Origin of the sequence: Streptomyces sp. A2-16, assembly GCF_018128905.1 — a bacterium.
Taxonomy (GTDB): Bacteria; Actinomycetota; Actinomycetes; order Streptomycetales; family Streptomycetaceae; genus Streptomyces.
In genome coordinates, this window is record NZ_CP063808.1 from 7719137 (window position 1) to 7743311 (window position 24175).

Annotated in this window: 22 protein-coding genes; 9 read left to right on the plus strand and 13 right to left on the minus strand. The window is 71.6% G+C overall.

Translation table 11 applies throughout. From position 1 onward, the window contains the following. Positions 1 to 69 precede the first annotated feature (69 nt). A complete protein-coding gene (locus IOD14_RS34725) occupies positions 70 to 699 on the minus strand; it encodes a TetR/AcrR family transcriptional regulator (RefSeq protein ID WP_123988761.1) in 630 nt (209 codons plus the stop codon). 107 nt (positions 700 to 806) lie between these two features. On the opposite strand from IOD14_RS34725, the gene IOD14_RS34730 reads away from it, so the two are divergent. Further along, entirely contained in the window at positions 807 to 1007 is a 201-nt protein-coding gene (locus tag IOD14_RS34730) for a DUF6243 family protein (RefSeq protein ID WP_123988762.1), read from the plus strand. A 19-nt stretch (positions 1008 to 1026) separates the two neighbouring features. Here IOD14_RS34730 and IOD14_RS34735 read toward each other — a convergent pair whose 3' ends face one another. From IOD14_RS34735 to IOD14_RS34745, 3 genes are all read right to left on the minus strand, one after another. Next, positions 1027 to 2061: a small ribosomal subunit Rsm22 family protein gene (locus IOD14_RS34735; RefSeq protein WP_123988763.1), complete on the minus strand. Its 1035-nt coding sequence runs from the start codon at positions 2059 to 2061 to the stop codon at positions 1027 to 1029. A 77-nt stretch (positions 2062 to 2138) separates the two neighbouring features. After that, complete coding sequence (locus IOD14_RS34740; RefSeq protein WP_212672386.1) at positions 2139 to 3314, minus strand: serine hydrolase domain-containing protein; 1176 nt, start codon at positions 3312 to 3314, stop codon at positions 2139 to 2141. After that, positions 3266 to 4561 carry a multidrug effflux MFS transporter gene (locus tag IOD14_RS34745; RefSeq protein ID WP_123988764.1) on the minus strand — a complete coding sequence of 432 codons (1296 nt, stop codon included), beginning with the start codon at positions 4559 to 4561 and terminating at the stop codon, positions 3266 to 3268. Before IOD14_RS34745 ends, IOD14_RS34740 begins: the two co-directional genes overlap by 49 nt. Before the next feature lie 88 nt (positions 4562 to 4649). Between IOD14_RS34745 and IOD14_RS34750 the strand changes: the two genes are divergently transcribed. From IOD14_RS34750 to IOD14_RS34765, 4 genes are all read left to right on the plus strand, one after another. Beyond that, positions 4650 to 5672: a Gfo/Idh/MocA family oxidoreductase gene (locus IOD14_RS34750; RefSeq protein ID WP_123988765.1), complete on the plus strand. Its 1023-nt coding sequence runs from the start codon at positions 4650 to 4652 to the stop codon at positions 5670 to 5672. A 38-nt stretch (positions 5673 to 5710) separates the two neighbouring features. Continuing rightward, a complete protein-coding gene (locus tag IOD14_RS34755; RefSeq protein WP_212672387.1) occupies positions 5711 to 6469 on the plus strand; it encodes an SDR family oxidoreductase in 759 nt (252 codons plus the stop codon). A 352-nt stretch (positions 6470 to 6821) separates the two neighbouring features. Next, positions 6822 to 8294 (plus strand): ABC transporter permease, encoded by a 1473-nt coding sequence (locus IOD14_RS34760; RefSeq protein WP_212672388.1) that lies wholly within the window; start codon positions 6822 to 6824, stop codon positions 8292 to 8294. A 43-nt stretch (positions 8295 to 8337) separates the two neighbouring features. Further along, complete coding sequence (locus IOD14_RS34765) at positions 8338 to 9030, plus strand: ABC transporter ATP-binding protein (protein ID WP_212672389.1); 693 nt, start codon at positions 8338 to 8340, stop codon at positions 9028 to 9030. Between the two features lie 28 nt (positions 9031 to 9058). On the opposite strand, the gene IOD14_RS34770 is transcribed toward IOD14_RS34765, so the two are convergent. Next, a complete protein-coding gene (locus IOD14_RS34770; protein ID WP_212672390.1) occupies positions 9059 to 10039 on the minus strand; it encodes an aldo/keto reductase in 981 nt (326 codons plus the stop codon). A gap of 56 nt (positions 10040 to 10095) precedes the next feature. After that, positions 10096 to 10422 (minus strand): nuclear transport factor 2 family protein, encoded by a 327-nt coding sequence (locus tag IOD14_RS34775; RefSeq protein ID WP_123988770.1) that lies wholly within the window; start codon positions 10420 to 10422, stop codon positions 10096 to 10098. Between the two features lie 132 nt (positions 10423 to 10554). On the opposite strand from IOD14_RS34775, the gene IOD14_RS34780 reads away from it, so the two are divergent. The 3 genes from IOD14_RS34780 to IOD14_RS34790 all read left to right on the plus strand — a co-directional run bounded on the left by IOD14_RS34780 (position 10555) and on the right by IOD14_RS34790 (position 12746). Then, on the plus strand, positions 10555 to 11118 hold the full coding sequence (locus IOD14_RS34780; RefSeq protein WP_123988771.1) for a DoxX family membrane protein: 564 nt from the start codon (positions 10555 to 10557) through the stop codon (positions 11116 to 11118). Positions 11119 to 11166: 48 nt separating this feature from the next. Next, positions 11167 to 11511: a MazG-like family protein gene (locus IOD14_RS34785; RefSeq protein ID WP_123988772.1), complete on the plus strand. Its 345-nt coding sequence runs from the start codon at positions 11167 to 11169 to the stop codon at positions 11509 to 11511. A 116-nt stretch (positions 11512 to 11627) separates the two neighbouring features. Continuing rightward, the gene (locus tag IOD14_RS34790) at positions 11628 to 12746 is read left to right on the plus strand and encodes a M24 family metallopeptidase (protein ID WP_212672391.1); all 1119 of its coding nucleotides are present in this window, start codon (positions 11628 to 11630) and stop codon (positions 12744 to 12746) included. 55 nt (positions 12747 to 12801) lie between these two features. Here IOD14_RS34790 and araD read toward each other — a convergent pair whose 3' ends face one another. The 7 genes from araD to IOD14_RS34825 form a co-directional block, all read right to left on the minus strand. Beyond that, on the minus strand, positions 12802 to 13530 hold the full coding sequence (gene araD, locus IOD14_RS34795; protein ID WP_212672392.1) for an L-ribulose-5-phosphate 4-epimerase AraD: 729 nt from the start codon (positions 13528 to 13530) through the stop codon (positions 12802 to 12804). 31 nt (positions 13531 to 13561) lie between these two features. Continuing rightward, positions 13562 to 15079, minus strand: coding sequence for an L-arabinose isomerase (gene araA, locus IOD14_RS34800; RefSeq protein ID WP_123988775.1), 1518 nt, complete (start codon positions 15077 to 15079; stop codon positions 13562 to 13564). Between the two features lie 96 nt (positions 15080 to 15175). Then, a complete protein-coding gene (gene araB / locus IOD14_RS34805; RefSeq protein ID WP_212672393.1) occupies positions 15176 to 16861 on the minus strand; it encodes a ribulokinase in 1686 nt (561 codons plus the stop codon). An 86-nt stretch (positions 16862 to 16947) separates the two neighbouring features. Next, a complete protein-coding gene (locus tag IOD14_RS34810; protein ID WP_123988777.1) occupies positions 16948 to 17967 on the minus strand; it encodes an ABC transporter permease in 1020 nt (339 codons plus the stop codon). Then, positions 17964 to 19544, minus strand: a complete 1581-nt coding sequence (locus IOD14_RS34815; RefSeq protein ID WP_212672394.1) for a sugar ABC transporter ATP-binding protein — start codon at positions 19542 to 19544, stop codon at positions 17964 to 17966. Before IOD14_RS34815 ends, IOD14_RS34810 begins: the two co-directional genes overlap by 4 nt. Positions 19545 to 19546: 2 nt before the next feature. Next, the gene (locus tag IOD14_RS34820; RefSeq protein WP_212672395.1) at positions 19547 to 20689 is read right to left on the minus strand and encodes a substrate-binding domain-containing protein; all 1143 of its coding nucleotides are present in this window, start codon (positions 20687 to 20689) and stop codon (positions 19547 to 19549) included. Between the two features lie 352 nt (positions 20690 to 21041). Further along, positions 21042 to 22091 (minus strand): substrate-binding domain-containing protein, encoded by a 1050-nt coding sequence (locus IOD14_RS34825; protein WP_249126130.1) that lies wholly within the window; start codon positions 22089 to 22091, stop codon positions 21042 to 21044. Positions 22092 to 22643: 552 nt separating this feature from the next. Here IOD14_RS34825 and IOD14_RS34830 point away from each other — a divergent pair. After that, complete coding sequence (locus IOD14_RS34830; RefSeq protein ID WP_249126131.1) at positions 22644 to 24143, plus strand: arabinofuranosidase catalytic domain-containing protein; 1500 nt, start codon at positions 22644 to 22646, stop codon at positions 24141 to 24143. The last annotated feature ends 32 nt before the right edge of the window (positions 24144 to 24175 follow it).

Below are 24175 nucleotides of genomic sequence, written 5' to 3' on the forward strand. Positions count from 1 at the left end.
CCCACCTCCGCCGGCTCCGGGGGTCGTCCTGAGCGGATATGAGGGGTTGGGAACCAATGCCCGGACCGCTCAGCGGGGCGCGAGGCCGTGCAGGGCGTAGTCGACGAGGGTGTCGGTGTAGTCGTACGAGATCGGGCCGGTGTACTGGAGCCAGCGCTGGGCGAGCGGGGAGACCCAGAGTTCGAGGGCGATGCGCGGGTCGATCTCGGGGCGCACCTGGCCGGCCTCCTGGGCGGCGCGGACCCGGTCGACGTACAGCTGGAGCGAGGGTTCGAGGAGCTTGGCCATGAAGATCCGGCCGAGCTCCTCGTTGACGACCCCCTCGGCGGCCAGGGCGCGGGACGGGGCCTCGAAGCGGGGGTCCTTGAGCTGGTCCACGGTGAGGCGCAGGACGGTCTTGAGGTCGGCGGCGAGGTCACCGGTGTCCGGGATGGCGTACGTCTCCTCGGGGCCGGCCTCCCGCGCCGCCTGTTCGCTCAGGTCCAGGAAGGCCTCCAGCAGGACGTCCGCCTTCGACGACCACCAGCGGTAGATCGTCTGCTTGCCGACGCCCGCACGGGCGGCGATGCCCTCGATCGTGGTCTTGGGGTAGCCGACCTCGGCGACGAGTTCGAGGGCGGCGTCGTAGATCGCGCGGCGCGACTTCTCGCTGCGGCGGGTGGTGTCGGGGGCGGGCTGCTTGGACTTCTGGGTGGCCATGGGGCGAACTTATCAGGTTGACAAGACGGTGCGTCTCGCCGAGAGTGGGTGAGGTATTGCGAGACGATACGTCTCGTTCAGGTCGGACCGGGTGAGAGGAGAAGGCCATGGCGCGAGGTGGACCGGGAAACATGCTCGGAGTCGGCGGGACCCGCAGCAACATCGGCCGCAAGGCGCTGCGCGGCGGCAACCGCGAGGGCCGGGTCGGCGGCGCGCGGGACCCTCAGGCCGAGAAGCGTGAGCTGCTGCGCAAACTCCGGGAGAAGCGGGAGCCGGACACCGCGGAGGGCGACGAGCAGCGGTCGTGACGGGGCGGCCGCGCCGGCTTCAGGCGCCGGCCGGCCGCATACGACCGTCCCCGTCCGGCAGGTCCTGGCGGTCCGCGGGGGGCCAGCTGTCGCCCCAGGCCGCGTCCCTCGCCGCCTTGTACAGGTCGCCGTGGCGCTTGGTGACCGTGCGACGGGTCAGCTGTTCGTCGGGCTCGCAGAGGTCGAGGAGGACCTGGCCCTTGCGGATCTGGGGGCGGCGGATCACCCGGGCGGGGGCCGGGGCGGCCGGGAGGCGGGTCGCGGCGACGTAGCTGAACTTCTCGTCCTCGTACGGCAGCGAGCCGCCCTTGACCCGACGGTGGAGGGAGGATCGGCTGACCCGCGCCGAGAAGTGGCACCAGTCCTCGCCCGGCACGATCGGGCAGGCCCCGCTGTGCGGGCAGGGCGCGGCGACCCGGAAGCCGGCGGCGACGAAGCGGTCGCGGGCCTCGATGACGCGCGCGTACCCGGCGGGGGTTCCGGCCTCGACGATCACGACCGTCCGCGCGGACGCCGCCGCGGTGTCGACGAGGGCGGTGCGGTCGGCGGGGGTGAGCTCGTTGAGGACGTACGAGACGGTGACCAGGTCCGTGGCGGGCAGGGCGAGGTCCTTGCCGATCCTGGCGCGCTCCCAGCGGGCGTCCTTCAGGGCCGGGTTCGCGGCGGCGATCTCACGGCCGAGGGCGAGCGCGGGGTCGGACCAGTCGAGGACGGTGACCGCCCGCTCGCCCGCCCAGGTGGCGGTGACGGCCCAGGTCGCGGCGCCGGTGCCGCCGCCGATGTCGGTGTGGTCGGCGGGGGTCCAGCCGGGTACGGCCCCGGCGAGGGCCTCCAGGGCCGCGTGGACCGCCTCGAAGGTCGCGGGCATGCGGTAGGCGGCGTAGGCGGCCACGTCCGCGCGGTCGCGGAGGATGGGGGCGTCGGTGGGGGTGGCCCCGCGGTAGTTGGCGATCAGCCGCTCCACCGCCTGCGCGGCCTGCTTCGGCGGGAGGCCGTCGAGGAGCGCGGCGAGAGTGGTGCGGAGGGTCTCGGCCGGGGATACGGGGGCGGTCACCCGGAGATTCTATGGGCGGCCGGTGCGAAGGCCGTCCTCGCACGTTCTCGCCCGCTTCGGGAGGCTCGCCCCCCATGTCACGCCCCCCGTACTGCTCGCGCCACCCTCGTCGCCGCTTCCGCTCGTGGGCGGTTGTCCGGGGGGCGTCTTCTCGGGTGGACCGTGTTGGCCAGGAGGACCACGAACGTGTCGGTCGCCGGGTCGAGGACCAGTGACGTGCCCGTGAAGCCCGTGTGGCCCGCCGCTCCCCGCCCCGCCAGTTCCCCCATGAACCACTTCTGGTCGAGGGCGAAGCCCAGCCCCGGCGGGGTCAGCAGCAGTTCCACGAAGTCCGGGCCGAGGATGCGGGCGGGGCCGTACGCGCCGCCCGCCAGCAGGGCCCGGCAGAAGATCGCGAGGTCGGGGGCGGTCGAGAAGAGCCCCGCGTGGCCCGCGACCCCGCCCAGCGCCCACGCGTTCTCGTCGTGGACCACGCCCCGCAGCATCCCCCGGTCCGCCTTGGCCCACGGCCGGCGCTGGTCCTCCGTGGCCGCCGCCCCCGGGCAGGGGCCGAAGCGGGTGGACGTCATGCCGAGCGGGCGGGTGATGCCCTCGTGCACGAGGACGTCGAGGGGGCGTCCTGTGATGCGTTCCAGGACGTGCTGGAGCAGGAGCGGGTTGAGGTCGGAGTAGGTGTAGGTGCCGGGAACCCCGATGGGCGGCTCGGCCCGCAGCAGGTTCAGGCGGGCCGCGTCGTCGTCGCAGTCGTGGAGCGGGAGCTCGGGGCGCAGTCCCGAGGTGTGGGTGAGCAGTTCGCGGACGGTGATCCCGTAGGTCGCGGCGGCCGTGAAGTCCGGCAGGTAGGCGCCCACCCGCGCGTCGATGCCCAGCGTGCCGCGCTCGATCTGCTGGACCGCCGCCACGGCCGTGAACAGCTTGGTCAGGGACGCCAGGTCGAAGGGGGTGTCGACCCGGACGGGAACGCGCGCCTGCGGGGGCAGTTCCACGCCCGCGTCGGCCTCGGGGTCGTAGGAGGCGTAGCGGACGGCCCAGCCCGACGCCTCCTGCACGGCGATCACCGGGCCGCGCCCGGCGACCAGGACGGCGCCGGGGGCCCAGGGGCGGTCACCGGTGGTGAGGGTGTGGAAGTACCGGACGAGATGCCGGAGTTCCCCGGGGTCGAGCCCGGCCCGTTCCGGTGTGTCGGTGCGCAGTCTCGGTGCGCTCAGCTCTCCGCCCCTTCCGTAGTCGCACGCCTGTTCCAAGGACGGCACATTGCCATGAAACAGGTGAGCGCTACCAGTGCTGCCGCCAGTTGGACGACCGCCATCGGGACGGCGGTGTCCTCCCCGGCCATCCCGACCAGCGGCGAGGCGATCGCGCCGATGAGGAAGGAGGACGCGCCGAGCAGGGCGGACGCGGAACCGGCGGAGTGCCTGGTGCGCAGGAGGGCGAGGGACTGGGCGTTGGGCAGGACGACACCCATCGCGGACATCAGGACGAAGAGACCGGCGGCCACGGGGAACAGGCCCACCTCGCCGAGGACCCCGGTCGTCATCAGCAGCAGGGCCGCGGCCGCCGCCGTCACGGTCAGCAGTCCCGCGCCCAGGACCCGGTCCAGGCCGACCCGGCCCACCAGCACCTTGCCGTTGATCTGGCCGACCACGACCAGGCCGACCGAGTTCACGCCGAACAGCAGGCTGAACGTCTGCGGGGAGGCCCCGTAGATCTCCTGGACCACGAACGGGGACGCCGAGATGTAGGCGAACAGCGCGGCGAAGGCGAAGCCGCCGGTGAGCATGTAGCCGGTGAAGGGCAGGTCGGCGAGGAGGCGGCGCATGGAGTGCAGGGCGTCGACGACGCCGCCGGTGTGCCGCTCGGCCGCCGGGAGGGTCTCGGGCAGCCTCGCCCACACCAGGGCGGCGAGCAGCGCCCCGATGACCGTCAGGACCACGAAGACGCCCCGCCAGTCCGTCACCCGCAGGATCTGTCCGCCGATGAGCGGCGCCACGATCGGCGCGACTCCGCCGATCAGCATGAGGGTCGAGAAGAACCGGGCCATGGCCACGCCGTCGTACAGGTCCCGGACCACGGCCCGGGCGATCACTATGCCCGCGGCGCCCGCGAGGCCCTGCGCCAGCCGGAAGCCGACCAGGAACTCCACGGTCGGCGCGAGGGCGCACAGTGCGGTGGCGACGACGTACACGAGGAGGCCCACGAGCAGCGGGCGCCTGCGGCCCCAGCGGTCGCTCATCGGGCCGACCACCAGCTGGCCGAGGGCCATGCCGAGCAGACAGGCGGTGAGGGTGAGCTGGACCGTCGCCGCGGGCGCGTGCAGGGAGCCGGTGACCTCGGGCAGCGACGGCAGGTACATGTCCATCGCCAGCGGCGGCGTGGCGGTGAGGCCGCCGAGGAGCAGGGTGACGAGCAGCCCGGTGCGGCGCACGGCCGCGGGCGGCTCCGTGTCCGGTACGGCCGCCTGCTGCTTCAGGTGCTGCGTCGGTGCCCCCTGCTCGGGCATGTGCCCCTCCCTCTCCCTGTGATCCGGCACCTATGCTCTCAGCTCGTACAGGGTGGCGAGGGTCAGGTGAGCGAGGGTGGAGCCGGGCATGACGGAACAGAAGGTGCGCTGGGGGATTCTGGCGACGGGCGGGATCGCGGCGGCGTTCACCGCGGACCTGGTGGATCTGCCGGACGCCGAGGTCGTCGCGGTGGCCTCGCGGTCCGATGCCTCGGCGAAGGCGTTCGCGGAGCGGTTCGGGATCGAGCGGGCGTACGGCGAGTGGGGCGCCCTGGCCGAGGACGCGGACATCGATGTCGTGTACGTGGCGACCCCGCACGCGGCGCATCGCGCGGCCGCCGGGCTGTGCCTGGAGGCCGGACGGAACGTGCTGTGCGAGAAGGCCTTCACGCTCAACGTGCGGGAGGCCGAGGAGCTGGTCGGGCTCGCGAAGGACCACGGGCGCTTCCTCATGGAGGCCATGTGGATGTACTGCAACCCGCTGGTGCGGCGGCTCAAGGCGCTCGTCGACGACGGGGCGATCGGTGAGGTCCGCACCGTGCAGGCGGACTTCGGGCTGGCCGGCCCCTTCCCGCCCGCGCACCGGCTGCGGGACCCCGCGCAGGGCGGTGGCGCGCTGCTCGACCTGGGCGTCTACCCGGTGTCGTTCGCACAGCTGCTGCTCGGGGAGCCCTCGGACGTCACGGCGAAGGCGGTGCTGTCCGAGGAGGGCGTGGACCTCCAGACGGGCGCGCTGCTGTCCTGGGACAGCGGGGCGCTCGCCTCGCTGCACTGCTCCCTGACCGGCGGGACCGCCACGATCGCCTCGGTCACCGGGTCGCTGGGCCGGATCGACATCCCGAACGGCTTCTTCCACCCGGACCGTTTCGTCCTGCACCGTGACGGGCGTGACCCGGAGGAGTTCGTCGCCGACCCCGCCGACGGGCCCCGCAACAGCCTCAAGCACGAGGCCCGCGAGGTGATGCGCGCGCTGCGGGCCGGTGAGACCGAGTCCCCGCTGGTGCCGCTGGAGGGCACCCTCGCGGTGATGCGGACGCTCGACGCGGTACGGGACCGGATCGGTGTCCGCTACCCGGGCGAGGTGGCCGGGGAGGTCGTCGCGCCGGCCTGACCCGTCGGGCCGGCCGGGCTCGCCTACGCTGCGGGCCCATGGACACCAAGAATGCGAAGACCGCCGTGGTGACGGGCGCGGGCTCGGGGATCGGCCGTGCGGTCGCCGTGGAACTGCTGCGGGCGGGCTGGTCGGTGGCGCTGGCCGGGCGGCGGACCGGGACGCTGGAGGAGACGGCGGCCCTGGTGCCCGAGGGCGCCGCCCTGGCCGTGCGGACGGACGTCTCGCGGCCCGACGACGTGGCCGCGCTGTTCGCCGCCGCCGTGGAGCGGTTCGGGCGGGTGGATCTGCTGTTCAACAACGCGGGGACGTTCGGGCCGGGCGGGGTGCCGGTGGAGGAGTTGCCGTACGACGCCTGGCGGCACGTCGTGGACACCAATCTCAACGGGGCGTTCCTGTGCGCGCAGGCGGCGTACCGGCAGATGAAGGAGCAGGATCCGCAGGGTGGGCGGATCATCAACAACGGCTCGATCTCGGCGCACACGCCCCGGCCGCACTCCGTCGCCTACACCGCGACCAAGCACGCCCTGACGGGGCTCACCAAGTCGCTGTCGCTGGACGGGCGGCCGTACGGCATCGCGGTCGGGCAGATCGACATCGGGAACGCGGCGACCGACATGACGGCGGGCATGGGGGCCGGGGCGTTGCAGGCCAACGGGCAGGTGGTGCCGGAACCGGTGATGGACGTGGCCGACGTGGCGCGCACGGTGCGGCACATGGCGGAGCTGCCACTGGCGGCGAACGTGCAGTTCGCGACCGTACTGGCGACGACGATGCCGTATGTCGGGCGTGGTTGAGCAGTCGATTTCCACAAGCGGAATATCCGCTTCCATCCCCCCTGTGGCCGGTCGGAGGCTTATGCTCATCACACGCTCTCCATAGGAGCTTCACACTTGGGGGGCGGCGTTCCGTCGAGCTCACGACCTCACCCGAGGGGGGAGCGCGGCGGCCGTCCATGGACCGGGTGGGGGTGGATCTCGCGTGGGACCGCGAGGTACGCACCGGTCCTTGGACGGCCGCCGCGCACATTCTCAGCTCACGCACAGCCCTTCTCAGCCTGCGCACATCCCTTCCTCACGGCCCCGCAATCCTGCGTCCCTACCTTGATGCCGCGCCCACAGCGGGCGCCAAGAACCTTCGAGGAACGGGATGTTTGGCATCTATCTCAAGCGCGAGCTGGGCCGGCGCAAGAAGGCGGCCCTGGTCATCGCTCTGGGTCTGGCGCTCGGTATCGCACTGGTCATCACCGTCAACTCGGTGTCGGCCGGTATGACTCAGGCTCAGGACAAGGTCCTGAAGTCGCTGTACGGCCTCGGCACCGACATGACCGTCACCAAGGCCAGGTCGGCCCCGACGTCCGGAAGTTCGGGCAGACCGAACTTCCAGTTCGACGCCAGGTCCAACGACAGCGACGACACGCAGAGTTCCGACCGCGTGATGACCCAGGGCGGTCAGGCCCTGGCGTCCAGTGTGGTCACCAAGGTCTCCCGGCAGAGCGGCGTGGCGAGCGCGGTGGGCGCGCTCACCCTGAACGTCACCAAGGTCGACGGCTCCTTCACCCAGGGCAAGGCGCAGAGTTCCGGCGGGAACACCGGGAACAGCGGCCAGGGCGGTCCGGGCGGCGGCTCCGGCGGCAACAGCACCGCGGCTCCCCAGGTCCAGGGCGGTGGCGCCAACTTCGACGTGAACTCCTACTCCGTCGCCGGCGTCGACGTCACCGACCAGACGCTCGGCCCGCTGGCCGGTTCGAAGATCACCACCGGCAGGACCTTCACGGCCGCGCAGACCGACGCGAAGGTCGCGGTCGTCAGCAAGTCGTACGCCAAGGAGAACTCCCTCAAGGTCGGCAAGTCCCTGACCATCTCCGGCACCAAGTACACGATCATCGGCATCGCCACGCCCGACAGCAGCGAGTCCACCACCGACGTCTACCTGCCGCTGAAGCAGGCCCAGACGCTCGCGGACGCCAAGAACCAGGTCACCACGATCTACGTCAAGGCGAGCGACTCGAAGCAGATCGACTCCGTGAAGTCGGCGATCCAGAAGAACATCTCCGGTACGACCGTCACGACCTCCGCGGATCTCGCGGAGACCGTGTCCGGGTCCCTGTCGACCGCCTCCAACCTCGCGACCAGCGTGGGCAAGTGGCTGTCGATCGCCGTGCTCGTCGCCGCGTTCCTGGTGGCCGCGCTGCTGACCTCCTCGGCGGTCTCGCGCCGGGTCCGTGAGTTCGGCACCCTGAAGGCGCTCGGCTGGCCGAGCCGCCGGGTGACCCGGCAGGTCGTCGGCGAGTCGATCGTGAACGGTCTGCTCGGCGGTGCCCTCGGGATCGGCCTGGGCCTCGCGGCCGCGTACGCCGTGACCATGATCAGCCCCAAGCTGACCGCGCAGCTCGGGAACACCGGTGGCGGCGGAATGGGCGGCGGACCGGGCGGTGGCGGCGGGCCGGGTCAGCAGTCCGCGCAGAACACCATGGAGATCGCGCTGTCCGCGCCGGTGTCCATGACCACCATCGCGCTCGCCGTGGGCCTCGCCGTGACCGGTGGCCTGATCGCCGGGGCGATGGGCGGCTGGCGCGCCTCCCGGATGCGGCCCGCCGACGCGCTGCGCAGCGTGTCCTGACGCCCCCTCACCTCCTCGCTACGCACTTCTCAACGGAGCTCCCATGTACAGACTCACCGGCGTCACCAAGCGCTACTCACGCGGCAAGGAGACGGTGGAGGCCCTCCAGGGCGTCGACCTGACCATCGAGGACGGCGACCAGCTGGTCATCCAGGGCCCCACCGGCGGCGGCAAGTCCACGCTGCTGCAGATGATCGGCGGCCTGGACCGCCCCACCGAGGGCAGCGTCGAACTGGACGGCGTCGACCTCGCGAGGATCAGCGAGGCCAAGCTGACCCGGCTGCGCGCCGAGAAGATCGGCATCATCTTCCAGTCCTTCAACCTCATCCCGACGCTGACGGCGCAGGAGAACGTGGAGACGGCGCTGGTCCCGCTGGGCGTGAAGCCGGCGGAACGGCGTGAGCGGGCGGCCGAGGCGCTGCGCTCCGTCGGACTCGGCGAGCGGCTCACCCACGCACCGGCCGAACTGTCCGGCGGTCAGCAGCAGCGGGTGGCCATCGCGCGGGCCCTGGTCAAGAAGCCGAAGGTCCTGCTCGCCGACGAGCCCACCGGGAACCTCGACGAGTCGATGCGGGACGAGATCATGGCGCTGCTCGAAGGGCTGTGGCACGAGTACGGGTTGACGTTCGTCCTGGTCACGCATGACTCGTCGATCGCCCGGCGGGCCCCCCGGCTGGCGACCATCAAGGCCGGGCGGATCACGTTGACCGAGCAGCAGCAGTCCTACGCCCAGTAGGAATCGGCCGCCTGCCTCGTCGGGCCGCTCACCGTTCCAGGACGCGGTTGACCTCGGTCAGCTGGTCGGCGGTGAGCGGACCCTTCTCCAGCGCCGCCGCGTTCTGCTCCGCCTGGGCCACCGAGCGGAAGCCGGGGATCGGGACCGTCCGTGGGCTGCGGGCCCAGATCCACGCCAGCGCGCCCTGTGCGAGCGTACGGCCGTCGCTCGTCAGGATCTCCTTCAGCGCGTCGATGCGGGCCAGCCACTCCGGGTCGGCGGACGCGCCGTCACCGAAGCCCTGGAGCCAGGCCGGGGGCTTGCTGCGGATGTCCCCCGCGTCCTGGGGTCCCTGGCGCTTGCCGGCCAGCAACCCCATCGCGAGCGGGCTGCGGTTGATGCTCGCCAGGCCCGACTCCTCGCACAGGGCGAGCATTTCGGGCGCGTCCTGCATGACGTTCAGCGCGTGCTGCACGGCCGCGCAGTGCTCCCCCTGCGCGAACACGGCAGCACGGGCCGGGTCGTCGGTGCTCCAGGCGTAGGCGCGGATGAGCCCCTCGCGCACGAACTCCTCGCAGAGATCCCGCAGTTCGGCCGCGAGTGCCGGATCGAGATCGGACAGATGGAGCTGGTACAGGTCGATGCGGTCGGTGCCCAGGCGTGCCAGGGACGCGGTGAGAGCGCGGCGGGCGTACGCGGGTGTGGGGTCGGCGCCGGTGAGGGTGCGGGTGTCCTCGTCGAAGACGTTGCCCCACTTGGTGGCGAGCACGATGTCGTCCCGCCGCTTGCCGAGGGCGCGGCCGAGGACGCGCTCGCTGTGCCCGGCGCCGTAGGTGTCCGCCGTGTCGAAGAAGGTGATGCCCAGGTCGAGGGCGCGCCGGACCGCCCGGACGGACTCGTCGTCGTCGACCTTGCCCCAGCCGAGCGGCTGCCCGTCGGCGGCCTGCCATTCGCCGCCGATCGCCCAGCAGCCGAAGCCGAGTGCGCTGACCTCGATGCCGGAGCGGCCGAGAGTGCGTGTGATCTCCATGCCTGAGAACGCTAGGAGTTGGAGCGCACACGAAGGCAAGGGTCCGTGGCGGATTTCTACGCCTGGCCGGTCTCGAAGCGGGAGATCCTGCCGTCCTCGCCGACCGTGAAGTCCCAGCGGGTGCGCATCTCTCCCCAGGTGTCGTTGCGGTAGTGGGCGAGGAGGGAACGGCCGCCGTTGGACTCGTTGTCGACGTCGATGTGGCCGTGGGAGGAGAAGATCTCCCGGTCGATCCACTCGTCGAGGTCGCGGTCGCTGCCGTCGTCCGCCATGGTCGCGCCGGGCGCCAGCAAGGACAGGAAGGCCTCGCGGTCATGGGCGTTGACGGCGGAGACGAACGCGCGGACGGCCGGGTCGCTGAGCTTGGCGGTCTGAATCGTCATGCCAGCCGGACTCACACCGCACCACGGGGGACGCCACCCGAACGGCCGCGCGGGTCTTCCGGGCGGGTGTGAGCGGTGCGACGGTGGAAACGCGAGGGGGGTCTCATTCCACTTCTTGTGCTGGGAGTCATCGTGACCGCATACGACCGACGTGATCTGGGCCTGCTCCTCCTCCGGCTGGGAACCGGGGGTGTGCTGGCCGCCCACGGCGCGCAGAAGCTGCTCGGCTGGTTCGGCGGGGGCGGTCTGGAGGGAACCGGCCAGTTCATGGAGTCCGTCGGCTACGCGCCGGGCAAGGCGAGCGCCACCGCGGCGGGCCTTGCCGAGGCGGGCGGCGGCACCCTGCTGGCCCTGGGCCTCGCGACCCCGGCCGCGGGTGCGGCGGCGGCCGGCGCGATGGCCGGCGCGTCCGCCGTGCACGCGCCCAACGGGTTCTTCAACGCGGGCGGCGGCTACGAGTACGCGGCGTCGCTGGGCCTGACGGCGGCGGGTCTCGCGGTGACGGGTCCCGGCCGGCTCTCCCTCGACCATGCGCTCGGCCACACGGTGGACCGGAGCTGGATGGTGCCGGTGGCTCTCGGCGCGACGGCGCTGGTGACGACGCTGGTCGTGGGGGCGCGGAATCGGCGGCTGCGGGAGAAGGAGGGGGCGGGCGACGACGGGCAGGCGTCGCTGTTCGAGGAGGAAGAGGCGTAGTTCGCGGAGCGGGCGAGCGAGACCCCACGCCGTGGCAAGCTCCTCCACATGAGTGATCACGGCACGCCCTCCCCCGACCTCTGGAAGTCCGTCGACGCCCTGTGGGACTGGCTGGAGACGGATCAGCCGGTGAGCGGTCGTGAGGGCCTGCTCCTGCGCATGCTGAAGCTCTCCGAGGAGGTCGGAGAGGTCTCCGAGGCCGTCATCGGGGCGATCGGCCAGAACCCCCGCAAGGGCGTCACCCACACCTGGGAGGACGTCCAGGCCGAGCTGTGCGACGTGGTGATCACCGCGCTGGTGGCCCTGCGCACCCTGACTCCGGACACGCGGGAGGTCCTCCACTCGCATCTGGCCCGGGTGACGGAGCGTTCGCTGGGGCACCGGGCCGTCTGACGCGCCGGCCGCGTGCCGCGGGGCGAGGTGTCACCCGGTCGGTCCAGGCCCCCGGGCACCCCGCGCCCGGCTCCTCGGACGATGAACCGGACGACGGCAGCGGCCGGAGGAGCCCCATGAACGACACCCCCGCCCCCTTCACGGAACAGGACTACGCGACCCGTATGACCCGGGCGGCCGGAGAGGCGGCCGTGGCGGGCCTGGCCGGACTGCTCATCACCCCCGGCCCCGACCTGGTCCGGCTCTGCGGCTACCGCCCACCGGCGTCGACCCGCCTGACCCTCCTCGTCCTCACCCCCGGCTCCGAGCCCCGTCTCCTGGTCCCGGCCCTGGACCGTGCCGCCGCGGAGGCCGCCCCGGGCGCGGGCGCCGTGCGGATCTCCGACTGGCGCGACGGCCAGGACCCGTACGCCGCCGCCACCGGGCTCCTCCTCCCGAACGGCCGCTACGGCGTCTGCGACACCACGTGGGCGCTGCACCTGCTGGGCCTGCAGGAGGCCCTGCCGTTGACGGCCTACCGCCCCCTGACCGTCGTACTGCCGACGCTGCACGCGGTGAAGGACGAGCACGAGGTGGCCCGGCTCGCGGCGGCGGGAGCGGCCGGGGACGCGGCGTACGAGGCGATCCTGTCCGCACGGTTCACCGGGCGTCGTGAGACGGACGTGGCCAATGATCTCGCCCGGCTGCTGCGCGAGCGCGGCCACAGCCAGGTCTTCACGTCGGTGGCGTCCGGCCGGAACAGCGCGAACCCGCATCACGGGGCGGGCGACCGGACGCTCAGGAAGGGCGACACGGTGGTCCTGGACTTCGGCGGTCTGAAGGACGGCTACGCCTCGCACACGACCCGCACGCTCCACGTGGGCGAACCGACCCAGGACGAACGCACGGTCCACGACCTCGTCCTCGCGGCCCAGCAGGCGGCCTCGGAGGCGGCCGCCCCCGGCGTGACCTGCCAGGACGTCGACCGCCGGGCCCGGCGGATGATCGAGGACGCGGGGTACGGCGAGTACGGCGCCGAACCCACCGGCCACGGCGTCGGCGTCACCGCGCACGAGCCGCCGTACCTCGCCGAGGGCGAGCAGACCTTCCTCGTTCCCGGCATGTGCCTGTCGATCGGCGCCGGGGTGCGGCTGCCGGGCCGCTTCGGCATGCGGATCGCGGACGTCGTGACGTGCACGGAGGACGGGGCGAGGCGGCTCGGCAGCACGGATCGCGGGATGGCGATCGTGGCGTGAGACCCGGCCCCGTCACCTCCTCGGCGCCGGGCCCGGCGCCGGCCGAACGCCCCGGTCAGCCGGAGGCCGTGGTCGCCTCCGGGTTGCCGTAGTAGGCGTCGGGGCCGTGCTTGCGGGTGTAGTGGCGGTTGAGGAGGTGCGGGGGCGGTGGGGCGGCCGGGGACAGGGACAGGGTGTGCAGGGCGATGTCGGCGACGGCTTCGCAGATGATCGCGTGTTCCAGGGACTTGCGGGCGGAGGTGCCCCAGGTGAAGGGGCCGTGGCCGGCGACCAGCGCGGCGGGCACCTCGGTCGCCCTGCGGTCGTCCTCCTTGAGCAGGTCCACGATGACGCGGCCGGTGTTGTACTCGTAGTCGCTCGCGCACTCCTCGGCGGTGAGGTCCCGGGTGACGGGGATGGGTCCGTTGAAGGTGTCGGCGTGGGTGGTGCCGAGGACGGGGACGTCCCGGTGCGCCTGGGCGAACGCGACCGCGTGGGTGGAGTGGGTGTGGGTCACGCCGCCGATGGAGGGGAAGGCCAGGTAGAGGCAGCGGTGGGTCTCGGTGTCGGTGGAGGGGCGCAGGTCGCCGTCGACGACCTTGCCGTCGGACAGCCGGACCGTCACCAGGTGGTCCAGGGCGAGGTCCTCGTAGGGGACGCCGGACGGCTTGATGACGAACACCCCGGCCTCGCGGTCGACTCCGCTCACATTGCCCCAGGTCAGGGTCGCCAGGCCCACCTGGGGGATGGCGAGGTTGGCCTTGAGGACCTCCTGCCGCAGGCCGTCGCGGACTCGTACGGTCATCGCTCGTCTCCTTCGCGGCCGTCGGTCACGCTCACAGGGCCTGGGCGAGTCGGTGATACGCGGCGTTCCACCGGATCTCCTTGGCGAACCGGTCGGTGGTGGTGTGCTCGTCGATGGTGAGGAGTTCGACACCGGTCATGGACGCGTAGTCGGTCAGGGTCTCGGGGTCGACGGCCGAGCTGAGCACCGTGTGGTGCGGGGCCCCGGCGAGCAGCCAGCTCTCGGCCGACTCCGCGAGGGAGGGGCGCGGCTTCCACACGGCCCGGGCCACGGGGAGCTGGGGCAGGGGCTCGCCGGGGCCGACCACGTCGACCTCGTTGGCGGTCAGCCGGAAGCGGTCGCCGAGGTCGGAGAGGCCGACGACGACGGCGGGTCCGGGGGCGGCGTCGAAGACGAGCCGGACGGGGTCCTCGCGGCCGCCGATGGACAGGGGGTGGATCTCGCAGCGCGGGCGGGCGGCGGCGACGGAGGGGCAGACCTCCAGCATGTGGGCGCCGAGGATGCGGGGGGTGCCGGGGCCGAGGTGGTAGGTGTAGTCCTCCATGAAGGTGGTGCCGCCGGGCTGTCCCTGGCCCATGACCTTCATCGTGCGCAGCAGGGCGGAGGTCTTCCAGTCGCCCTCGCCGCCGAAGCCGTAGCCGTCCGCCATCAGCCGCTGCACGGCCAGACCGGGCAGCTGGCGCAGGCCGCCCAGGTCCTCGAAGTTGGTGGTGAACGCGGTGAAGTCGCCCTCGGTGAGGAAGGCGCGCAGGCCCAGTTCCTGGCGGGCGGCGTACAGGAGCGAGTCGTGACGGATGCCGCCGGGGCGCAGGGACGGGACGACGTCGTACAACTCGCAGTACTCGTCCGCCAGTTTGGCCGCGGCCTTGTCCTCGACGGCGTCGACGACCGCGACCAGGTCGTTGACCGCGTAGGTGTTCACGGAGAAGCCGAACCGCAGCTGGGCCTCGACCTTGTCGCCCTCGGTGACGGCCACGTCCCGCATGTTGTCGCCGAAGCGGGCCAGGCGCAGGGTGCGGGCGGCGTGCCGGCCGGCGGCGGCTCGGGCCCAGGCCGCGATCCGTCGTACGACTCTGGGATCGGTGGCGTGTCCGGCGACGATCTTGCGCTCGACGCCGATCCGGGACTCGATGTGGCCGAACTCCCGGTCGCCGTGCGCGGCCTGGTTGAGGTTCATGAAGTCCATGTCGATGCTCGGCCAGGGCAGGGACAGGTTGTACTGGGTGTGCAGGTGCAGCAGCGGCCGGTCCAGGGCGCTCAGGCCCGCGATCCACATCTTGGCCGGGGAGAAGGTGTGCATCCACGCGATGACGCCCACGCAGGTGTCGGAGGCGCTGGCTTCCTGGCAGATACGGCGGATCGCGTCGGCGTCGGTCAGGACCGGCTTCCACACGATCCGCACCGGGACCTTGCCGGGCCGGCCCAGCGTCTCGGAGATGCTCCTGGACTGGTCGGCCACCTGACGCAGCACGTCGTCGCCGTACAGGCCCTGACTGCCGGTGAGGAACCAGATCTCTTGATCGGGGTAGGGGGTGACGTCGGTGTCCATGAGGGTCTGCCTTTCAGGAGATCCGGAGGCTCGGGTGGATCAGGAAGCTCAGGAGGGTCGGAAGGGGGCGGAAGGGGCCGGAAGGGATCGGAGGGGTCAGGAAGGGCAGGCTGCGTCGGCGCGGATGGCGCGCAGGCGGTGCATGACCTCGTTGGTGCCGCGGCCGAAGTAGTCGTGCAGGAGCCGGTACTCGGCGTAGAGGCGGTCGTAGGCCGCGGCCCGCTCCGGGTCCGGCCGGTGGACGCCCCGGTCGGCCTTGCCCATGGACCGGGCGGCGGCCTGGATGTCCGCGTAGGCCCCGGCCGCGACCGCCGCGTGCATCGCCGCGCCGAGCGCGGGTCCCTGTGCGGAGGCGATGACGCCGAGGGGACGGCGGGTGACGTCGGCATAGATCTGCATGAGCAGCGCGTTCTTCGTCAGACCGCCCGCGATGATCAGTTCGTCGACCGGCACCCCGGAGCTCTCGAACGCCTCGATGATGGTGCGGGTGCCGAAGGCGGTGGCCTCCAGCAGCGCCCGGTAGACGTCCTCCGGCCGGGTCGACAGGGTCAGGCCCACCATCACACCGCTGAGGTCGTGGTCGACCAGCACGGAACGGTTGCCGCTGTGCCAGTCCAGGGCGATCAGCCCGTGCTCGCCGACGCGCTGCCCGGCCGCGAGGGCCGTCAGGTGTTCGTGCGCGTCGCGGCCCAGGGCGGCGGCCTGTTCGGCGTACGCGGCGGGGAACCCGGTGCGCACGAACCAGCCGAAGATGTCACCGACGCCGCTCTGCCCGGCCTCGTATCCCCACAGGCCCGGCAGGATCCCGCCGTCGACGACCCCGCACATGCCCGGCACCGTGCCGTCGCGGTCGGAGCTCATCACATGGCAGGTCGAGGTGCCCATGATGGCCACCATCTGACCGGGCTCCACCGCGCCCGCCGCGGGCGCCGTCACATGCGCGTCGACGTTGCCGACGCACACCGCGATGCCCTCCGGCAGTCCCGTCCACGCCGCCGCCTCGGCCGTCAACCCGCCTGCGCGGGAGCCGAGTTGGCCGATCGGGTGCTCCAGCTTGTCGCTCACGAAGTCGGCGAAGCGGGGGTTCAGGGCGGCGAGGTACTCGCGGGAGGGGTACGTGCCGTCCTGGAGCTGGCCCTTGTAGCCGGCGGTGCAGGCGTTGCGGACGTACGTGCCGCACAGCCGCCACACGATCCAGTCCGCCGCCTCCACCCACCGCTCGGTGCGGCCGTAGATCTCGGGGTCCTCCTCCAGCAGCTGCAGCGCCTTGGCGAACTCCCACTCGGAGGAGATCTTCCCGCCGTACCGCTTCAGCCACGGCTCCTTGCGCTCGGCGGCCAGTTCGGTGATCCGGTCGGCCTGCGCCTGGGCGGCGTGGTGGCGCCACAGCTTGACGTAGGCGTGCGGACGGGCCGCGTACTCGGGCAGTTCGCACAGCGGGGTGCCGTCGGCCAGCACCGGCACCATCGTGCAGGCGGTGAAGTCCGTGCCGATGCCGATGACCTGGTCGGGCCGCACGCCCGCCCGGCTCAGGGCCTCCGGCACGGCGTGCCGCAGCACGTCGATGTAGTCGGAGGGCACCTGAAGGGCCCAGTCCGGCGGCAGCCCGGTGCCGTCCGGCAGCTCCCGGTCCAGGACCGCGTGCCGGTAGGCGTGCTCGGCCGTGCCCAGTTCCGCGCCGTCCCGCACGCGGACCACCACGGCCCGGCCGGACAGCGTTCCGTAGTCGACCCCGATGACGCAAAGGTCCGGGTTGGCGGCTGTGTCGTGTCCGGCGTTCACCGGCGACCTCCTGAGATGTTCGACATGTCGATCGGCGTTCGAGAGAACTCGAAGGTGTGAGGACGCGTGCGAGCCCGCCCTGTGCCCTAGCTGCGGCTCCTGCCGAAGTACCGGGCCCGCGCCCGGTCGAGCAGGATGGCGACGCCGAGGACCGCTCCCTGCACGACCTGCTGGTCGTAGGGGCTGACCTTGAGGGCGAGCAGACCGTTGGTGATGAACTCCAGCAGGATCGCGCCCGCCGCGATGCCCGCGATACGGCCCTCACCGCCCGAGAGTGACATGCCGCCGACCACCGCGGCGGCGATCGCGGTCAGTTCCCAGCCCGCGCCGACCGAGGGGTCGGCCACGTTCATACGGCCGATCACCAGGATGCCGACCAGACCGGCGAGGGCGGAGCTGGCGACGTAGGTGGAGGTGATCCGGCGGGCGGTCGGGATGCCGGCGAGCCGGGCGGCCTCCTTGTTGCCGCCGACCGCGTAGATCTGGCGGCCCACGTAGGTGCGCTCCAGGACGAACCAGGCGACGGCGGCCGCGCCGACGAAGAACAGGGCGGGGACGGGCACCTGGCCGAGGTAGTACTGGCTCAGGTTGCTGAACATCGGGTCGAGGTTGTTGATGGGCGAGCCGCTGGTGATCGCGAGCGCGGTGCCCTGCGCGACGGTGTAGGTGACCAGGGTGATCACGAAGGGCGGCACGTTCAGGCGGGTGACCATGATGCCGTGCCACAGGCCGACACCGGCGGTGATCACCAGCGTGAGCAGGATCGCGAGGGGCGCCGGCAGGCCCTCGTTGACGTTCATCCAGGCGGCCAGGATGCCGGCCAGCCCGGCGAGCGCGCCCACCGACAGGTCGATGCCACCGGTCAGGATGACCAGCGACTCGCCGATCGCGAGGATGCCGACCTGGGACAGATCGCGGCCCATCACCTGGAGGTTGCCCACCGCCGTGTACGTCTCCGCGTTGGCGGCGATCGCCACGAACACCACCACGCAGGCGATGATGACTCCGGCCTCCGGGGAGGCGGCGAGTCTGCGGGCGAGGTTCGACACGGCCGAACGGGACGGCGGCGCGACCTCGTTCGGGGCGAGCGTGCTCTGCGCGCTCATGCTGGGGCTCCGTTCGTGAGGTGTTCCTGGTCGGGCTGGTGCGGAAGCAGGGCGGAGGTGCCGGCCGCGGCCGTCATGATCCGTTCCTTGGTGGCGTCGGCCCGGTCGATGACCTCGACCACCCGCCCGTGGTTCATCACGGCGACGCGATGGCAGATCCACAGCAGTTCCTCCAGTTCGGAGGAGGCCACGACGATCCCCATGCCCTGCTCCGCCGCCTGGTCGATCAGCTTGTAGATCTCCGCCTTGGCGCCGACGTCCACGCCTCGGGTCGGTTCGTCGAGCAGCAGCAGGCGGGGTTCGGCGGCGAACGCCCGGCCGAAGATGGCGCGTTGCTGGTTGCCGCCGGACAGCGAGCCGATCGGCTGCTCCACCGACTGCATCCGCACATTGACGTTCTCGGTGATCTTCCGTGCCTCGGCGCGTTCGCGGCCCGGTCCGAGCAGGCCCCGGGTGCTGATCCGCTTGAGCACCGAGACGACGACGTTGGAACGGATCGAGGCGAACAGCACCAGCGACTGTTCCTTGCGGTCCTCGGGGATCAGCGCGATCCCGGCCGCCACGCCGTCCCCCGCGCCGCGCGGCCGGTAGGGCTCACCGCCGAGCAGCATCCGGCCGCCGGTGGAGGGCTGTGCCCCGGCGATCGTGTGGACCAGGCGGCTGCGGCCGGAGCCCATCAGCCCGGCCACACCCAGGATCTCGCCCTCGCGCACCTCCAGGTCGACCGGTCCGAGGCCGTCCGCGGTCAGGCCCTCGGCGCGGAGCAGGACGGGGCTGGTCGCGGGCGGTGCCTTCGGTGCGCCCTGGGCGACCTCGCCGCCGACCATCTCCCGGATCAGCCGTTCCTCGGTGGCCTCGGCCGGTTCGAGGTCGGCGACGAGCCTGCCGTTGCGCAGCACCAGGACGCGGTCGCTGATGTCCCGCACCTCGTCGAGGCGGTGCCCGATGAACAGCACCGTGCCACCGCGCTCGGCGAGTTGACGGGCCAGGCCCAGCACCATGGCGGCCTCGACCGGGCCCAGTGAGGACGTCGGCTCGTCCAGGATCAGCAGCTTGGGTTCCCGGCCCCAGGCCTTGGCGATCTCGATCATCTGCCGGGTCGGCACCGGGAGGGTGCGGACCTCCTTGCCCACCGGGATGGTCTCGGCGGACAGGCCGATCTCCGCGAGCATCGCCTTCGCCTCGGCCCGCTGGGCCGCCCGGTCCACCAGGAGCCGTCGCTTCGACTCGCGCGGGCGGCGGCCGAGGAGCAGGTTCTCGGCCACCGAGAGCTGCCCGACCAGCGGGAACTCCTGGGAGACCATGGCGATGCCGAGCTGTCCCGCGGCCTCGGTGGACCCGGCGGCGAGGGGCTCGCCGCCGATCAGGATCTCGCCGCCGTCCCGGTGGACCGACCCGGCGAGCGTGCCCATCAGCGTGGACTTACCGGCGCCGTTCTCGCCGACCACGCCGATCACCTGACCGGCGTAGAGGTCGAGTTCGGGCAGGTCGAGGACGCGTACCGGACCGTACGACTTGTGGACCCCCCGCAGCCGCGCGGTGACCGCGCGGTCCGGGGCGGTCTTCGTGGCCGTCATGCTCAGCCGATCCCGAGCTGCGACTCGAGGGCCTGGTAGGCGCCCAGGTCGGACTTGGTGACCAGGCCGACGCCGGAGCTCAGGGTCGAACCGTCCTTCTCCAGGTACGGCTTGACGAGCGCCATGGTCCTGTCCTTGCCCAGCACCTTCTCCGCGGCCAGGATGTACGCCCCGGTGTAGCCCTGCTGGTACGGCATCTGCACGACCGTCCCGGAGATCACGCCGGACTTGATGAACTTGAGCGTCTGGGCGTCGGAGTCGTCGGAGACGATGTGCACGGAGGCCGTCTTGCCGGCCGAGGTGACCGCCTGGGCCAGCGCGGGGCCGTCGTAGGAGTAGACGCCGTAGAGGCCGTTGACGTCGGGGTTGTTCGCGAGGATGGTCTCCGCGTCCGAAGTGGCCGTGCTGGCCTGGAGGTTGTCGTTGACCTTCTGCGCGACCGTGATCTTGGTGCCCTTGAGCGCGTCCTCGAAGCCCTGGATGCGCTGGGTGGCGTTGGACGCGGTGAGCGAGCCGACCAGGATGGCCACCTTGCCCTTGCCGCCGAGGACCTGCTTCATCGCGGTGCCCGCCTGGAAGCCGGCCGTGTAGTTCGGGGTGCCGAGGTAGAGGGAGGCGGCGTCGGTGCCGGGCAGCGGGGAGTCGATCGCGAGGACGCCGATGCCCTTCTGGACGTCGGTGTGGATGGTCCCGGCGGCCGAGGTCGGGTCGATCGCCGAGATCGAGTAGCCGGTGACGCCCTGCGAACGCAGCGTCTCCAGCTCGGAGTTCTGCTCGGTCAGCTTGCCGTTCGGCGGGGCGAAGTAGGTGCACTTGCTCTTCGCGATGCCGAGGTCGGAGCAGCCCTTGAGGAAGCCGACCTGGCCGGCCTTCCAGTAGTCGGCGGCCACGTTCACGACCATCGCGATGTCGACCTTGGACAGGTCCTTGCCGGCCAGCGCGGACTTCAGCGACGCGTCGAGCTTGGCGAGGTTCGCCTGGTTGAAGGTGACCGAGCCGGCCAGTGCGACGGGGGCGGCGGCCTTCGTGTCTGTCGAGCCCGAGCTGTCGGAGCCGCCCGCGTTCTTGGAGCAGCCGGCGGCGGCGAGCGAGAGGAGCACGGCGGTCGCGACGGCGATGGCGCGGGACCTTCTGGTACGGGTCATGACTGATCAACGCCCTTCTGAATGCGATGAGTTCGAGGGTTTTCCGGGAGGCCGGACGCACACCTGTGCGCGGACATGCCGGTGCCGGGGAGGCGGGCACGGGTGCGGGTGAGGGCCACTTCGAAGCGGTACGTGGCGGAGCGCGCGGTGTCGCCGGGCGGGGGGGCTCATCGGGGTGAGCGCGGCGAGGGCGCGGGGCGCCGGAGGTATGCCTGACGGTCTGTCAGGACCGGGGGGGCGCCGACCGCTTGCAGCGGTGGGCCGGGGTCGAGCCTCGTGCTCCGTACGGCACGGGCTGACGACAGTCCCTGCTGATCAGGGCCTTGCTGAACCTGGTACTACCGGGCGTCTGTCATGTCGGGCTCTCTGTTCGGGGTCGCGGGCGGGTCGCCGAGGTCCGCACGACGAGACTGGGCGGGATGACGATGTGGGGTCTCTCGCCGGACGCCGGGATCCCGGCGTCCGGATCACCGACGATCTCGATCAGCGCGCGCAGGGCACGGCGGCCGAGTTCGTCGAAGTCCTGGCGGACGGTGGTCAGCGACGGGCCGAAGTACTCGGTCTCCGGCATGTCGTCGAAGCCGACGACACTGATGTCCTCGGGCACCCGGCGCCCGTTCTGCTGCAGGGCCCGCAGCAGACCGAGGGCCATGTGGTCGTTGGCGCAGAACACCGCGGTGACCTCGGGGTTCGCGGCGATCCGGCGGCCGTGCTCGTATCCGGTACGGGCCGTCCAGTCCGCGCCGGCCAGCGGTTCGGGCACGCGCGCCCCCCGCTTCTCCAGGGTGGCGCGCCAGCCGGTCTCGCGTTCCTGGGCGTCGAGCCAGGTGCGCGGGCCGGCCAGGTGGTGCACCGTGGGGTGGCCGAGGTCGAGCAGGTAGGAGGTGGCCAGCTCGGCGCCCGACTCGTTGTCCACGGCGACCGAGACGAGCGCCGTGTGGGTGCCGCAGCCGACCGCGACCAGGGGGACGTCGGACGGCACGTTCGCCAGCGCGCCCACGGCGGCGGTCTGCGGCGCGATGACGACGATCCCCGCCACGCCCTGGTTCCGCAGCCGGTCCACGGCGTCCAGCACCGAGCGCCGGTCGAGGGTGCCGACCGCGGCCACGGTGACGAAGTAGTCGTGCTCCCTGGCGGCCTGCTCGATGCCGTAGAGCATGCAGGCGGGGCCGTACAGCGTCGTGTTGAAGCTGATCACGCCCAGGGTGCGGGTGCGGCGGGTCGCCAGGGTGCGGGCGGCCGCGTTGGGCCGGTAGCCGAGTTCGCGTACGGCGGAGAGGACCCGTTCCCGGGTGCGGGGACGGACGTTGGGGTGGTCGTTGAGGACCCGGGAGACGGTCTGGTGCGAGACGCCCGCGATCCGGGCCACGTCCGCCATCACCGGCGCGCGCTCTGTGTCCACGGTCCGCCTCCTCACACGTCTTCGTGGTGTGTACGTCGTGACGAATTGTTAGCGCACACATTCTGCGAGGGTCAAGGATGATCCGGACGTCCCGAGGGCGGAATCGCCGACCGTGCGGATTTCGTCAAGTCCCCGCTGACCTGGCACTACTTGGCCATTGAAGATCGCTCCCGGCCCGTCCGCGCACCTGGGTAAACAGACGGCACAGCTTTTGTTTTGGGACTCTTGACTGTTCAACCGTGTTGACCCGGAATTCATACGGCCGTAAAAAGACGGAGCCGCGAGAGCGATCGCTCCCTCCGGCCGACCACGCGTGAACAGCATGTGCCCAGGTCGGCTCTTCTCCCATCCCCTCCCCCGCACTCTTTTCTGCGCCCGGAACCCTCTACGCCTCGTGAGGGCCCGGAATGTTAGCGCCAACATCGCCTGTCTCCCGAGCGTCTGGTGCCGGTGCTGATGCCGACACCGGCACCGGCACCGGCACCGGACGACAGACGCACCCACGACAGCCAGAAGCACGCACGACGGAAGAGGTTCACCGTGAACGGTCCAGTGACAGACCGCCGACGTCTCAGAGGGCTCCTGCTGACAGTGAGCGCGGTCCTCACCCTGCTCGCAGGCATCCTGGCCGGGGTCGTGGGCACCGCCGGCACCGCCGCAGCCGCCTCGTCCCTGCCCTGCGACATCTACGCCTCCGCGGGAACCCCCTGCGCCGCGGCACACAGCACCACGCGGGCGCTCTACGCCTCGTACGGCGGCTCCCTCTACCAGGTCAAGCGTGCCTCGGACGGGGCGACCACGAACATCGGCCTGCTCAGCACCGGCGGCTACGCCAACGCGGCGGCCCAGGACTCCTTCTGCTCCGGCACGACCTGCGTCATCACCAAGATCTACGACCAGAGCGCCAACCACAACGACCTGACCATCGAGGGGCCGGGCGGCAACGGCGGCCAGGACGTGGGCGCGATCGCCGACGCCCTCCCGGTCACGGTGGGCGGCCACGCGGCCTACGGCGTCTTCGTGAACGCCGGTGTCGGCTACCGCGACAACAGCACCACCGGCATCGCCACCGGCAGCTCCCCCGAGGGCGCCTACATGGTGACCAGCGGCCACCACGTGAACAACCGCTGCTGCTTCGACTACGGCAACGCCGAGACGTCCGGCAACGACACCGGCAACGGCCACATGGACGCGATCAACTTCGGTACGGAGTGCTGGTTCTCGTGCTCCGGCGCCGGATCGGGCCCCTGGGTCGAGGCGGACCTGGAGAACGGGCTCTTCTTCGGAGGCAACGGCTCGAACACGAACAACAAGGGCAACTCCAGCGAGTACGTCACCGCCCTGGAGAAGAACAACGGCACGACCACCTACGCGATCAAGGGCGGCAACGCCCAATCAGGCTCACTGACCACCTGGTACAACGGGGCCCTGCCCAACCTCGGCGGATACACCCCGATGCACTTGGAGGGCGCCATCGTCCTCGGCACCGGCGGTGACAACAGCAACGGCTCCGACGGCTCCTTCTTCGAGGGCGTCATGACCTCCGGCTACCCGACCGACGCCGCCGACAACGCCGTACAAGCCAACATCACCTCCGTCGGCTACACCACCCCGACCGCGAACTTCCCGGTCACCGGCACCGCCTACCGCCTGACCAACACCAACTCCGGCAAGGTCCTGGACGCGGTCAACTGCGGCACCGCCAACGGCACCTCCATCGACCTGTGGGCCTCGCTCGGCAACACCTGCCAGCAGTGGAAGTTCGCGAGCGCGGGCAACGGCCACTACACCATCACCAACGTCAACAGCGGCACGGTCCTGGACGACAAGAACTGCGGACAGTCCAACGGCACGGCCGTCCAGCTGTGGGCCTCCCTCGGCAACACCTGCCAGCAGTGGGACGTCACCAAGGTCGGCAGCCACTACACGATCTCCAACGTCAACACCGGCATGACGCTGGACGTGGCGAACTGCGGCACGGCCAACGGGACGGCGGTGCGGCAGTGGCAGCAGTTGGACAACACGTGCCAGCAGTGGAACATCGCGCCGTGATGTGACGGTCGCGGGCGGACTGGGTCCGTCGG

Excerpts from the sequence above, each read along its gene's own strand:
- IOD14_RS34750 (WP_123988765.1), top strand. The coding sequence starts at position 4,650 with ATGACGGAACAGAAGGTGCGCTGGGGGATTCTGGCGACGGGCGGGATC.
- araA (WP_123988775.1), bottom strand. The coding sequence starts at position 15,079 with ATGGACACCGACGTCACCCCCTACCCCGATCAAGAGATCTGGTTCCTC.
- IOD14_RS34770 (WP_212672390.1), bottom strand. The coding sequence starts at position 10,039 with ATGGAGATCACACGCACTCTCGGCCGCTCCGGCATCGAGGTCAGCGCA.
- IOD14_RS34765 (WP_212672389.1), top strand. The coding sequence starts at position 8,338 with ATGTACAGACTCACCGGCGTCACCAAGCGCTACTCACGCGGCAAGGAG.
- IOD14_RS34775 (WP_123988770.1), bottom strand. The coding sequence starts at position 10,422 with ATGACGATTCAGACCGCCAAGCTCAGCGACCCGGCCGTCCGCGCGTTC.
- IOD14_RS34810 (WP_123988777.1), bottom strand. The coding sequence starts at position 17,967 with ATGAGCGCGCAGAGCACGCTCGCCCCGAACGAGGTCGCGCCGCCGTCC.
- IOD14_RS34725 (WP_123988761.1), bottom strand. The coding sequence starts at position 699 with ATGGCCACCCAGAAGTCCAAGCAGCCCGCCCCCGACACCACCCGCCGC.
- IOD14_RS34820 (WP_212672395.1), bottom strand. The coding sequence starts at position 20,689 with ATGACCCGTACCAGAAGGTCCCGCGCCATCGCCGTCGCGACCGCCGTG.
- IOD14_RS34785 (WP_123988772.1), top strand. The coding sequence starts at position 11,167 with ATGAGTGATCACGGCACGCCCTCCCCCGACCTCTGGAAGTCCGTCGAC.
- IOD14_RS34790 (WP_212672391.1), top strand. The coding sequence starts at position 11,628 with ATGAACGACACCCCCGCCCCCTTCACGGAACAGGACTACGCGACCCGT.
- IOD14_RS34760 (WP_212672388.1), top strand. The coding sequence starts at position 6,822 with ATGTTTGGCATCTATCTCAAGCGCGAGCTGGGCCGGCGCAAGAAGGCG.
- IOD14_RS34730 (WP_123988762.1), top strand. The coding sequence starts at position 807 with ATGGCGCGAGGTGGACCGGGAAACATGCTCGGAGTCGGCGGGACCCGC.
- araD (WP_212672392.1), bottom strand. The coding sequence starts at position 13,530 with ATGACCGTACGAGTCCGCGACGGCCTGCGGCAGGAGGTCCTCAAGGCC.
- IOD14_RS34755 (WP_212672387.1), top strand. The coding sequence starts at position 5,711 with ATGGACACCAAGAATGCGAAGACCGCCGTGGTGACGGGCGCGGGCTCG.
- IOD14_RS34815 (WP_212672394.1), bottom strand. The coding sequence starts at position 19,544 with ATGACGGCCACGAAGACCGCCCCGGACCGCGCGGTCACCGCGCGGCTG.
- IOD14_RS34745 (WP_123988764.1), bottom strand. The coding sequence starts at position 4,561 with ATGCCCGAGCAGGGGGCACCGACGCAGCACCTGAAGCAGCAGGCGGCC.